The sequence below is a fragment of the uncultured Adlercreutzia sp. genome, from assembly GCA_910585575.1.
Classification (GTDB): domain Bacteria; phylum Actinomycetota; class Coriobacteriia; order Coriobacteriales; family Eggerthellaceae; genus Adlercreutzia.
The window spans coordinates 1-12,041 of sequence record CAJUFS010000074.1 but is presented as its reverse complement, the minus strand read 5'-3'; the positions used below and the strand labels follow the sequence as shown (position 1 = coordinate 12,041).

The 12,041-nt window shown below is 64.4% G+C and carries 9 protein-coding genes; 3 read left to right on the top strand and 6 right to left on the bottom strand.

Going from position 1 to position 12,041, the window contains the following annotated elements; all coding sequences use genetic code 11:
- Nucleotides 1–449 precede the first annotated feature (449 nt).
- The gene (locus QZ307_RS09340) at nucleotides 450–2,045 is read left to right on the top strand and encodes a putative DNA modification/repair radical SAM protein (protein WP_295999104.1); all 1,596 of its coding nucleotides are present in this window, start codon (nucleotides 450–452) and stop codon (nucleotides 2,043–2,045) included.
- A 5-nt stretch (nucleotides 2,046–2,050) separates the two neighbouring features.
- The gene (locus QZ307_RS09335) at nucleotides 2,051–2,959 is read left to right on the top strand and encodes a TIGR03915 family putative DNA repair protein (protein WP_295999102.1); all 909 of its coding nucleotides are present in this window, start codon (nucleotides 2,051–2,053) and stop codon (nucleotides 2,957–2,959) included.
- A gap of 185 nt (nucleotides 2,960–3,144) precedes the next feature.
- Here QZ307_RS09335 and QZ307_RS09330 read toward each other — a convergent pair whose 3' ends face one another.
- Nucleotides 3,145–4,821 carry an FAD-dependent oxidoreductase gene (locus QZ307_RS09330; protein WP_295999099.1) on the bottom strand — a complete coding sequence of 559 codons (1,677 nt, stop codon included), beginning with the start codon at nucleotides 4,819–4,821 and terminating at the stop codon, nucleotides 3,145–3,147.
- Nucleotides 4,822–5,074: 253 nt separating this feature from the next.
- Here QZ307_RS09330 and QZ307_RS09325 point away from each other — a divergent pair, with 253 nt between their 5' ends.
- Nucleotides 5,075–6,550, top strand: a complete 1,476-nt coding sequence (locus QZ307_RS09325; protein ID WP_295999097.1) for a helix-turn-helix transcriptional regulator — start codon at nucleotides 5,075–5,077, stop codon at nucleotides 6,548–6,550.
- Between the two features lie 137 nt (nucleotides 6,551–6,687).
- Here QZ307_RS09325 and QZ307_RS09320 read toward each other — a convergent pair whose 3' ends face one another.
- The 5 genes from QZ307_RS09320 to QZ307_RS09300 form a co-directional block, all read right to left on the bottom strand.
- Nucleotides 6,688–7,590, bottom strand: a complete 903-nt coding sequence (locus QZ307_RS09320; RefSeq protein ID WP_295999094.1) for a DegV family protein — start codon at nucleotides 7,588–7,590, stop codon at nucleotides 6,688–6,690.
- Between the two features lie 122 nt (nucleotides 7,591–7,712).
- The gene (locus QZ307_RS09315; protein ID WP_295999091.1) at nucleotides 7,713–8,663 is read right to left on the bottom strand and encodes a 4Fe-4S cluster-binding domain-containing protein; all 951 of its coding nucleotides are present in this window, start codon (nucleotides 8,661–8,663) and stop codon (nucleotides 7,713–7,715) included.
- A gap of 47 nt (nucleotides 8,664–8,710) precedes the next feature.
- Nucleotides 8,711–9,667, bottom strand: coding sequence for an NAD(P)-binding domain-containing protein (locus QZ307_RS09310; protein ID WP_295999088.1), 957 nt, complete (start codon nucleotides 9,665–9,667; stop codon nucleotides 8,711–8,713).
- A gap of 2 nt (nucleotides 9,668–9,669) precedes the next feature.
- Nucleotides 9,670–10,596 (bottom strand): DegV family protein, encoded by a 927-nt coding sequence (locus QZ307_RS09305; protein WP_295999086.1) that lies wholly within the window; start codon nucleotides 10,594–10,596, stop codon nucleotides 9,670–9,672.
- A gap of 77 nt (nucleotides 10,597–10,673) precedes the next feature.
- Nucleotides 10,674–12,041 (bottom strand): nicotinate phosphoribosyltransferase (locus QZ307_RS09300; RefSeq protein WP_295999083.1); only part of this gene is annotated, 1,368 nt, incomplete at its 5' end.

The window sequence follows — 12,041 nt, the reverse complement described above, 5'->3', positions numbered from 1 at the left end:
TGTGCTCTTCCGATCTGTGACGTAGGCGCCGGCGTTCATGAAGAAGGGAGACTGACGGCCGCTCTTCAGCGTGAAGTCGCCGAACTTCAGCACGTCGCTTTCCACCATGAACTCGATAAACTCCTGCTGGTAGTTGTTCACGCAGGTCCCCTTTCACCAGGCAGCCGCCAAGCCGCATTTTCATTGGAGCCATTATAGCCCATGGAGCCTGTACGGCAGAAAAGCCGATTGAGTACGGGCCACGCAACCCTTGCACGGCAGCCCCAAACCCTGACGCCCCCAAAAAAGCACGCTTCCTCACGCCCCCCCCCGAAGGGCGCCCTCCCGCCTCGTAGCGCAGGGTGCCCCTTCTCAACTATTGCCGTCCATCCCATTGCATTCGAACATTTATTCGGGTAGTATAGCGTACATTCTTTCGTGCGAACAGGTGTGCGATAAAGGGAGGCGCCTTGAACGTTATCGAGAAGCTCGAAATTCTCGCCGACGCGGCCAAATACGATGTGGCCTGCACCTCGTCGGGCGTAGACCGCTCAGGGCGCACAGGGCAGCTGGGCGCCACCAGGGCGGCAGGCTGCTGCCATTCCTTCACCCCCGACGGGCGCTGCATCACGCTGCTCAAAGTGCTCTTCACCAACGTGTGCACCTACGACTGCGCCTACTGCGTCAACCGCAAAAGCAACACCGAAGTGAAGCGCACCGCCTTCACCCCTCAGGAGCTGGCCGATCTTACTATCGGCTTCTACCGCCGCAACTACATCGAAGGGCTCTTCCTCTCCTCGGGAGTTGTCGGTTGCCCCGATCGCACCACCGAGCTGATGGTCGAGGCCCTGCGCATTCTGCGCGAAGACTACGGCTTTCGCGGCTATATTCACGCGAAGGCCATCCCCGGCACCTCGGTGGAGCTGCTCGACCAGCTGGGGCGCCTGTCCGACCGCTTGTCGGTGAACCTCGAACTGCCCAGCCAACAAAGCCTGGGGCTCTTGGCGCCGGCGAAGTCCCGCGCGTCCATTCTGGCCCCCATGCGCCATATCCACGATTCCATCGCCGACGACAAGGAATCTCGCGCCCGCAAGCGCAAGAGCCTCACCATCTATCAATCGCTGGCCAAGCCGGTGCGGCGCGCCCGAGCCTTCGCCCCCGCTGGGCAGTCCACCCAAATGATCATCGGCGCCACGCCGGAAAGCGATTTTCACATTCTGGGGCTCTCGGCGGCGCTCTATACGCAGCTGCACTTGAAGCGCGTGTTCTTCAGTGCCTACCTGCCCGTGGTGAAAAATCCGCTGCTGCCAGCCACCGACGCCGTGCAGCTCAATCGCGAGCACCGCCTGTACCAGGCTGACTGGCTCATGCGCTTCTACGGCTTCGACGTCAGCGAGATCATCGACGAGGAGCACCCCTTCCTCGAGCCCGATATCGACCCCAAGGCGAACTGGGCCTTGAACCACCTGGACTTCTTCCCCGTCGAGGTGAACACGGCCCCGCTCGAAGCACTCCTGCGGGTGCCCGGCATCGGGGTGCGCGGGGCGAAGCTCATCCTGCGGGCCCGCCGCCAATCCACTCTGGGTGAGCCCGAACTGCGCAAGCTGGGCATCGCCTACAAGCGCGCCCGTTACTTCATCACCATGAACGGCGCTTACGGCGGCACAGGCATCGACTTCTCCCGCGAGGCTCTGCACGCCCACCTGTCGGCTCCTATCGAAGGCGGTCGTCACGGCCGTCGCGCCGCGAAAACCACTCCGGGGCAGATGGCGCTGTTCGAATCGGTGGAGCAAGCCGCCGCGCTCCCCGAAACCTCCGCCGCCAACAAGGCCGCCCTGGAGACGGCCTTCGAGGCGCAGCGACAAGCTCTCAGCGCCACGAACCGTCCCGCAAGCAGCGTCGGCAGCCCCGCCGCCGCAAGCCCTCTTCCCGCCACGGCGCCCCACGGCGCACCCAAGCACAAGGGCAGCGCCAAAAGGGTCTCGAGCGCTGCGCGCAGCGGAGCAGCCACCACTCCCGGCCCCCACCAACCCGCAACTGGCAGCCCCCTCCTTCAGGTGGGGTAACGGCCATGAGCATCCAACCCTCCCCCGAACTCTACGATGAGGTAGCCTACGCCTATGACGGCACCCTCGAAGGGTTGCTGTCGGCCATCTTCGCCGCCTATGCCAACCACGAGTACCCCTCGGACGTGGCCCCCGCCCGCGTGCTGCAGCCGCGCCTCGGGCAGCGCGTGGCCTATATCGACACGAACGAGTCCCACGCCCAGCGCGTGGCCACGGGCATCCGCAGCCAATGCGGCTCCTATAGCTTCGAGGCGGTGAAGCGCGCGGCCCTCTCCGATGAGCCCCACGCCGGTACCGCGGCCTATCGCTTCGTGCGCTACGCCATGGACGAGCAGAAACGCCGCGACTGCGCCACCTGCCGCAAGAGCGCCAGCTGTCCCGGCGCCCGGGGCAAAGGCCCCTGTCCCAAGCGACGCGCCGCCGCCTTCTCGGACATCTCCCATCCCGCTGTTGAGCCGCTGTTCAAAATCACCCGGTCCGTCGACAACGAGTGCGAGCACATGCGGCAGTTCATCCGCTTCCAGCATCTGCGGGACGACAGCGCCCACGACGTCTGGTTCGCCCGCTGCAACCCCAAGGCATCGGTCGTGCCCCTCATCATGCCGCACTTCGTCGAGCGCTTCAGCGTGCAGCCCTTCATCATCTACGACGAAGTGCACCATCTGGCCGGCGTCTACGACGGGGGCGACTGGTACCTGGTGAACACCGGCAGCACCGAGAACCTCGTGCTGCCCCTGCCCGACCCCACCGCCGAGGAGACCCTGTATGCCGAGGCCTGGCGCACGTTCTACCGCTGCGTGTCCATCGACGCCCGCTACAACCCCGAGCTGCGCCGCCACTTCATGCCCAAGCGCTTCTGGAAGAACCTCACCGAAATGCAAGAAAGCCCCGCCGCCTTACGCGTGCAGGGCTAGGAAGGGCAGCCCAAGGACGAATCGCCTCTTGAGCGCTCGTTCCCTCAAGCAAAACGGCGCGCTCTTCCAGGGAGGGAAGGTGAAGAGCGCGCCGCATCAAAGAGGGCGCAGTCTACGCCGAATCCGTTGCGTCGATGCGCGAGCGACGTTCGCAAGCCGCCACCTCGGGCATCGCGGCATTCAGCTTACTTCGCGGCCAAGGCCTTGCCAATCATGCGGGCGAAGGTCACCGAGCGTCCGCAGCAGTTGCCCGTGGACATGTTGGGGTACGTGCCTGCATAGTACGAACCCGAGTCAACGCCGGCCACATACAGGCCCTCGATAGCCTCGCCATCATCGTTGACCGCCTGGAACTGCTCGTTGATGGTAATGCCGTCCAAGGTGCACAGCATATAACCGGAGGTGCGCACCCCAAAGAACGGAGGCGTGCGGATGGCGGACAGACGGAAATCCTCCTTGCCGAAGTCGGGATCAACCTGGTTGTCGAAGTTCTCGTTCTGGCGCTCCACGGTCTTCTTCAGGTTCTCCGCGGGAATGCCCAGACCCTCGGCCAGCTCCTCGATAGTATCGGCCTGCACGATGTAGCCCTCGGCCAGAAGGCCCTCGTTCATGCCCTTTACCACGTCCAGCGTCATATTGGTGGGGGCACCGTTGTCGAAGGGCACCACGCGGGCACAGCCGTGGATGTCGAAGTTCTCCAGGTACTGCTCGTAATCCGAATCCCAAATGTCCACAATGGTGTGGTGGGGCTGAGTAAGCGCGGCGTTCAGCACATAGTCATAGGGCGCCGACTCATTGATGAAGCGCTCGCCGTTCAGGTTCACCTTCAGCCAGGGGTTCGAGCCCATCCAGAACAGCGAGCCCACGGTATCGGATCCGCCGTACTCGTCGGGCTTCACGGCAATGCGGTCGAACACCATGGCGGTGTGCATCTCGTCCATGTGCGCTCCGGCCCACAGGCACGCCTTGATACCGTCGCCAGTGGTGCCGTCGATGGCGATGGACAGCGAGTATTTCTTCAGCGTCTGGGGCTGCAAAGCCGCCAGCATCTCGTCGTTGCGCGCGTAGCCGCCCGTGCACACCACGGTGCCCTTGGAGGCGTTGACCTTGATGTAGCCGTTCTCGCCCTTGGCAATGGCGCCCGTCACCTTTCCGTCTTCGTGCAGCAAACGCACCATGGGGGTCAGGAAGCGGAAGTCGACCCCATGGGCGGTGGCATAATCGCCCAGGACGATCTTGCCATTCACCACATCGGACAAGCCCGCAAACTCCGCATCCGCCGGCCAGCTGGGAATGTGCCCCGTGGCCCAATGCTTGTACCGCGAGGGCTTCGCCTTGTCAGCCGCCTCGAAGAACAGCTCGAAACCAGCTTCGTTCAAACGATCCTCGTACCAGTCGACGGCCTCGCCGGAGTTCTGCGCCCAAATATGGTAGAGGCGCGGGTTCACGTAACCGTTGGCGTAGCGAGTGAGGTCGTTGCAGATCTCGTTCTCGTCAATCTCGCAGCCTGCTTCTTTCTGCAGGCGGCTGTTGAGCGATCCCAGGTTGTCGCGCACGCCGCCGCCAATGCTGCCCTTCTCCAGGCACACTACCTTGGCCCCGTTCTCGGCAGCAGCGCACGCGGCGAACAGGCCGGACGTGCCCGCGCCGCACACCAGCACCTCGGTGTCGATAGTCTCGACAATCTCATCCTCGGCGATTTCGGGCTCAGCACCCAGCCAGTCATCGCCACCCGTCTCGGACAGTGCGCCCGGCTCTGCCGGCGCCTGGGGCGTGCAACCCGCCAGGGCGGCCATACCAGCCGCAGCGGCGCCCAGACCCAGAAACGCGCGGCGACTCACAGAAAACTGCTCGTTGCTCATAATAGATCCCCTTCCCTGCAGGCTCTCCTCACCGAAGATCCTGCGCTTTCAACACGGCGAGTCGTCCTCAATCTGCTCGCCTTCGAACGTGCCCCATCCTACGGGGCGGCGGCGGAAAAACCATCGGATGAGTCGGGTGATTCCCTGGGTATTTCTCTCATACGACTCGGGTGATTTCCCTCGTTACGCAAGATATTCGCGCAGTTCAAGCGCTTTTTTGCTAGAATAACTCCGCGATTCGAGGGAGGGGAACATGCACGCTGTTGGAACCAAGGGACGCGAGAGCGCCCCCGGGCGCATATCGGTCGAAACCGATCAAGCAAGTCGCGGACTTCTGTGCGCAGTCGCCCTCGCCTTGGTCCTCGCCTCCTATTGGCTGCTCAACTACAGCGTCTTTCCGCGCTTCGATCATCTGTGGACCGGCAATCGGGAGGCAAGCGCCATCGCCAGCGGCATCGTCCTCTCCGCTTTGGCCTTCTGCTCCTATTGGCGTCCGTGGCTTTTTGGCAGCCGTCCCGTGCTGGGCGCGACCGTGGCCTCAGCGGTAGGCGGAGGCATCCTGACCATCATCGGCCTCGCCCTCTCTAACATCCCCGCTGTTGTTGTTGCGGCCACTCTGGGCACCGTGGCCGTGGGCCTGGCAAGCATCGTGGTGGGCCTCAGCTGCCTTTCCCTCGACCTTCGCGCCGTGGGTCTCATCGCCATCGGCGCCTATGTGGGGGCTTACGCCCTCCGTGCCCTTTTCGCTCTCCTGGCCCAGACAACGGGTGTGGCGCTCTTTTTCATCTTGCCCTTGGCCAGCGTCCTCATGGTCGCGCGCTTCGCCCGACCCGTTTTGGATCAGTCCTATACCCAGGGAAGTCCGGCCGAGCTGGCCCTCACCTCTCCCGCCTCGTTCCTCCCCTTCGAGCACCGCTTCTTTCTCACCCTGCTGCTTTTCCGCTTTATCTACGGCTTCACTCTCACGTTTGGCGAACTCGAGCGCACGCCGCTGCTGACGCTCGGCGCCCTTGTGCCCCTGGCTGCCATCTTCCTGTGGGCTCTTGTGCGCAAAGGGGCACTCAGCCCTGAGACGCTTTTCCAGCTCTCCATTCTCTGCTCGGTGGCGGGGTTCCTCCTCATCACCTTGGGAGGCGCTACCACTGATGCCGCCAACCTCCTTCTCACCTGCGGCACCGGATTCTTCGAGATGTTCATGTACTACATGCTCATCGCCCTCAGCGCGAAAAACCCTCTGGCCGCCCTGCCCGTGATGGCCTGGGGAAGCGCCATGGCCTCCTGGGGTACGCTCCTGGGCGCCAACTTCGGGCGACTCGCTAACGGCTTTGCCACCGACCCGCTTCTCGCCTCCGGCGTTATCGTCTTCGTCGTCTTTTTCATCGTCGCCTACCTGACCATCGCCCTCGATGGGCGCCCCTTCACCGCCACTCTGCAAGGGCTCGCTCCCCTTCCGCCCCAGCTCACCGTTACCACCGAAGAAGGCGAAACGATCTCGCTGGAGAAGCGCTGTGAGGAACTGGGGCGTCTCCACGAGCTGACAGCACGGGAGCAGGAAGTCTTCGAGTACCTGGCGCGCGGTCGCAACATTCGGTTTATCGAAGAAGAGCTTGTCGTCTCCTACAACACGGTGAAAACCCACGTGAGCCACATCTACGCCAAGCTGGGCGTCCACTCGCACCAAGAGCTCATCAACCTCGTCGAGAATGCCGATACCACCGATCGCTCCTAACGCGGACAGTCTCCCAAGCGCTTCTGGAAGAACCTCACCGAAATGCAAGAAAGCCTCGCCGCTTTACGCGTGCAGGGCTGAAACGCAAAGGTGCGGGCGTCGCCGCCGCCCTCCGCGCCCTTCGAAAGATTGATCCGCTACAGGCAGAACACCAGCTCGTCCGTGGAGCCCGTCAGCTTGCCCGTTAAGGGCTGCTCGCATTCGTAGGCAATGCCCACGGCCGGTCCCACGTGGGTGCCGATGACGGGGCTCACCGGCATCACCTCCACGGCGCGTCCCACGAGAGGCTCGATCACCTCGCGCGCCCACTCGAGGGCCGGCGCCGCCGAGCCGATGTAGTGCACCACCACGCGCTTGAGGCCGTGGGCGGCCACATCTTCCTGGAACACTTTCACCATATGGGCCATGGCCTTCTTCGTGGTGCGCACCTTTGCCAACGTCGTCGCCTCCCAGTCGGCCACGGTCAGCACGGGGGTAATTTGCAGCAAGCTGCCCAACAGCGCCGCCGCGCCGCCGATGCGGCCGCCGGCCTTTAGGAAGGCCAGGCTCTCCGGCACGAACAAAAAGCGCGAGCTCTTCACGCCCTCGACCACCGCCTCGGTGCAGGCGCTCAAATCGGCCCCGGCATCGCGGGCGTCGGCGGCATCGAGCACGGGAAAGGCCTCGTCGCCGCAATTGCTTGTGGAATCCACCAGGGCGCAGCGGAACTCATCGAAGCGCTCCTTGCAGCGGCGCGCGCTGCGAATGGCGCCCTCGAAGGTGCCGGACATCTTGGACGAGATGAACACCCCCAGCACCTCGTCGCCCGCGGCCGCCGCCCGTTCGAACAGCTGGTCGAACGTATGCTGCGAGGGTTGGCTCGAGGAGGGCGGGTTGTCGGCCATAGCGTGGATGTTCTCGTAGAAGCGGTCCACGTCCATGGTAGCGTCGATGTACTCGCGCCCCTCGTGGTTCACGTAGAGGGATACCACTTCGATATCGCGCTCGCGCGCCACCTCGGCGGGAATCGAGGCCACCGAATCGGTCACAATCTTAATCACGGTGTCTCCTTTCAGAAGACCATTGAAACCGAGGTTCCCCGCACGGGGCCTCGCGACATTCGGTCGGTAAGAAACCGTTTCCGCCATGGTACCCAAGCGCAAGCTCGGTGGCTAGGCACCGCTCACTTTTCCTCCACTCCCGTGAAATCGAAAGTCGGGATAAAGCTTTCCTCGCAAGCGCCCCCCTCTTGCCAGAAGTAGTCCGCAACGCCCAGATCATCGGCATAGTCGAGCAGCTCCTCGTATTCAGCCTCCGGCACCGTCTGCGCCAACTGGGGAGAGCGCTCCAGGGCTCGCACCGCCCTCGCGCTCCCCTCGGCGGCAAAACGGGAAATCACGGGCGTGTACTGGTTCATAAGCGACAGCCGCACGGCAGAGCCGAAGCGCTCGTGCAGCAGCTTCACAACGGCCTTGGAGTTCTCCAGCGCCCCGGGCAGCAGCAGATGGCGTACTACTACTCCGCCCACCAGGCGCTCTTGGCCGCGATACTCGTCGTAACGGGGCTCGCCGGCCACCTCCACCATGGCCTCGAGCGCAGCAAGGGCCACCTCCGGGTAACAGGGGGCCCGAGAATATTCCGCCGCCAGCCCCCCATCGGCGTACTTGAAGTCGGTCAGATACCCGTCGACAAAGCCGCGGTTGGCATGAATAGCCTCGACGGTCTCATAGCCGCTCGTATTCCACAGCACCGGCAGCGCCATGCCCGTTTCCCGGGCGCGTCCCACGGCCTCGCGGATCAGCGGCGCGTAATGGGTGGGCGTCACGCAGTTGATGTTGAGCGCCCCGGCCTCCTGAAGCTGCCCCATTATGGCAGCCAGGCGCTCGACGGACACGGGGCGCCCCTGCTCGCCCAGGGCAATGTCGGCGTTCTGGCAGTACGCGCAGCGCAGCGGGCAGTGGGCGAAGAAGATAGTGCCACTGCCGTCATCGCCGGAAATAGGCGGCTCTTCCCAAAAATGAAGGGCCGCCCGTGCCACCCGCAGCTCAGCGGGCGCACCGCATACGCCGCGCTCGCCCGCCGCTCGATCGACGGCGCAGCGGCGCGGACAAAGCTCACAATGCTGCATGCTCATCTCAGAAAGCCATCTGACCGCACGAGTACCCGGACGCCCCGCATCCCCTAGTTGCTCGAGAAGTCAAAATCATCGAAGCCGTGGTCGTGGCCGCAACCGCAGTCGTCGGCAAAATCGTCATCCCAGTCGTCCTCCTCGGAGGGGCGCTGGCCGTAGGCCTGCTCGGCGCGGGTCCAGTCAAGACCGGCCGCCGCCCCCTCGGCCTCCTCGTGGTAGATGAGCGTCAACGCCGCCGGAGCCATATCGGCCCCGCCGATGACAGCCAGCAGCTCCAAAAGATGCATCATGGCCTCGGCCTGAGGCAGAATAAGCTCGGCGTCGTCGGCGGCCATCAGCGCCGACGACAACTCGGCCAGCAGCATCTCCACTGTGTAGGCGCCGACAAAGCGCTTCTCGCGCAGGGCACGGACCACGGGATCGGCCTCATGGCCGTCCAAGCGCACATCCAGCTTGCCCGCCGTACCCACGCTGCGCGTCACGGCGTCGCTCAGCGCCTGCGCCTCGATGACCGACACCAAATGAGCCGCCAGCTCCAAGGTGTGCCCGGCGCGCACCAGCTGAGCCGCACCCGGCGCTCCGGCATCGCGCACTTCGCCGAACACCGCCTCCAGGAGCGCCTGGGCCTCCACGGGCACGTCACCCTCGCAGGCCACGGGCGCCATGAGGTTGTCGGTGCCGAAGGCCGGATCGGCCACAAGCGAGCGCACCGTCAGAGGGGCCTCCACCATCACCAGGTCGTTCACCGTGGCCACGGCGTTGATCTCGCGGGCGAAGTTCGGCGTCGTGGCTGACAGGTCGATCAGCACGGCACCCGGCGCCATCACGGTGACCAGTCCGTCGTCACCGAAGTACAGGTCCTCCAAAGCCGTCTGGGAGGTGCAGAAGGTCACCACCAACGATGCCGAGGCCACATCCTGCACGCGCTTGAAGCCGGCTGCCTCAAGGCGCGGCTCCACCGCTCCGATAAACGACGGCGCGCCCACATAGGCGTAGAGATTCGCCATACCTATCGCTCTCCCTTCACTTTGCGCGCAATGCGATCGGCCACCGACACGTTCTCGCGCTTATCGCGTCCCCAAAATACCACGGCCAGCATCTCGGGTCCCACATGGCTGCCAATGGTGGGGCCGATGCTGCACTCGAGGCACAGCAGGTTCGGGTCTTCCTTCATCAGCAGCTCTTTCAGGCGCTGGGCATCTTTGGGGCAGTCGGCCTGGCCGATGACGACCGCATGGCTAGGGCCCGAGGGGTCGGCGTTCTTCTTGTAGTACTCCACCAGCTGCTTGATGCCCTTCTTGCGGCCGCGGGCGACGCCGATGAGGGCCAGCGTGCCGTCCTCGCCGATGTTGAGGAGGGGCTTCACGTCCAAGGCGGCGCCGGCCACCGCCACCGAGGCGGGAATGCGACCGCCGCGGCGCAGGGCGTTCAAGTCGTCCACCATGAACTCCTCGTTCACGAAGCAGCGCGCCTCGGCCGCCCACTGGGCCAGCTCGGAGGCGGTCATGCCCTTCTCGTGCTGCACGAGGGCCTCGTAGACGAGCAGACCCTCGGCCACCGAGGCCAAGCGCGTGTCCACCAGATGCAGCTCGAAATCGGGGTACTCGGCCAGAACCTGGTCGCGCACGACGCAGGCGGCATCGAAGGTGGCCGAAAGGCCGCTGGAAAACGCCAGGTACACCGTGGGCACGCCGGCCTTGGCCGCCTCGGTGAACGTCTCGGTGAGCGTCTGCAGCGACACCTGGGCCGTCGAGGGCTCGGCACCCTTGCGCATGGCATTGTAGAACGCCTCGGCTGAGCTCGACTCGAACAAGTCGTCCTCGTAGGTGCCCCCGTCGACGATATAGGGAAACTTCATCAGCGTGACGCCGTCGCGCTTGACCATCTCAGCGGGCAAGTCGCAGCATGAGTCGATGATCAGATGGCAGTCGGCCATTCCAGACCCCTTCCTGGACGGCAAAACCGTCCCTCTCGGCACCGGCGGCGTCGGTACGATACCGCCTTGGCCTGCGGTTATACAATGTGACGCAACTCAGCGACAAGCTGGCGGCGCCGCTCGTTGAGACCGAGCTCCAAACCCACCGGATAGGTATGAGGGTTGAGGATGCGCAGCTGGCTCTCATCGAGCGCCTCGAGCCCTTCCTGGGCCCGCCGCCGCGCCGCCATGGCCGAGCGGCCCTCAGCGTCGAGTACTACGCGGCCCTCTTGGGCCAGGGGCTTCAGCAGCGTCTCGAAACGCAGCCCCTGGAGATTCTTCTGGCGCAGATCGTCGAGCGGATCGACGATAACCTCGCGCTCGTCGGGCATCGCATTCACGTCGAACACCATGTCGCCGGCAATATGGCCGTCGGCCTGGTAGTAGCGGCGTACATCGAGCACGCCCGGCGTCGTGAGCTTCGCCGCCGACTCGGAAATTTTCAGACGGTTCGTCCACGGAGCATCGGGCGTAGCGCGCACAGCCGAGAGCTTGTACACGCCGCCCAGGGTGGGCTGATCGTAGGCGCTGGCCAGCTTCGTGCCCACGCCGAAGGACATGACGTCGGCCCCCTCGTCCAAGATGGACTTGATGGTGTACTCGTCCAAATCGTTGGACAGCACAATGCCGCAGTCGGTCAGCCCCGCCTCGTCGAGCATCGAGCGGGCCATTTTGGAGAGCCACGAAAGGTCGCCGGAATCGATGCGAATGCCCGCCAGGCGCTCGCCCCGCTCCTTCATCTCAAGGCCCACGGTAATGGCGTTCTTAATACCCTGCTCCACATCGTAGGAATCAACGAGCAGAATGCAGTTGTTCGGGAACACCCGGGCATATTCACGGAAGGCCGTCAGCTCGTCGTCGAAGGACATGACCCAAGAATGGGCGTGGGTGCCCGAGACGGGAATGTCGAAGAGCTTGCCGGCCAGCACGTCGGAGGTAGAGGCGCAACCGCCCACCACTGCCGCCCGCGACGCCCAGACGCCGCCGAGACCCTGGGCCCGGCGCAGGCCGAACTCGGCCACCGGGCGCCCCTGGGCCGCCCGGCACACCCGGGCCGCTTTCGTGGCGATGAGCGTTTGGAAGTTCACCATGTTGAGCAGCGCCGTCTCGATAAGCTGGCACTGCATGATGGGACCGGTTACCCGCACGAGCGGCTCGTGGGGAAACACGATGGTGCCCTCGGGCACCGCGGCAATGTCCAGGGAAAGCTCCAGGGCGCGCAGGTACTCCAAGAACTCCGGATCGAACAGGCGGCCGCCCCCGGGGGCGTCGAGCGAGGCCAGGTAGGCGATGTCATCGTCCGAGAAGCGGAAGCTCTCCACCAAGTCGGCCAGCTGGGCCATGCCGCAGGCCACCGCGTAGCCGCCCTTGAAGGGGTAGTCGCGGAAGTACATGGTGAAGCAGGC

Excerpts from the sequence above, each read along its gene's own strand:
- QZ307_RS09325 (WP_295999097.1), top strand. The coding sequence starts at position 5,075 with ATGCACGCTGTTGGAACCAAGGGACGCGAGAGCGCCCCCGGGCGCATA.
- QZ307_RS09305 (WP_295999086.1), bottom strand. The coding sequence starts at position 10,596 with ATGGCCGACTGCCATCTGATCATCGACTCATGCTGCGACTTGCCCGCT.
- QZ307_RS09310 (WP_295999088.1), bottom strand. The coding sequence starts at position 9,667 with ATGGCGAATCTCTACGCCTATGTGGGCGCGCCGTCGTTTATCGGAGCG.
- QZ307_RS09315 (WP_295999091.1), bottom strand. The coding sequence starts at position 8,663 with ATGAGCATGCAGCATTGTGAGCTTTGTCCGCGCCGCTGCGCCGTCGAT.
- QZ307_RS09335 (WP_295999102.1), top strand. The coding sequence starts at position 2,051 with ATGAGCATCCAACCCTCCCCCGAACTCTACGATGAGGTAGCCTACGCC.
- QZ307_RS09330 (WP_295999099.1), bottom strand. The coding sequence starts at position 4,821 with ATGAGCAACGAGCAGTTTTCTGTGAGTCGCCGCGCGTTTCTGGGTCTG.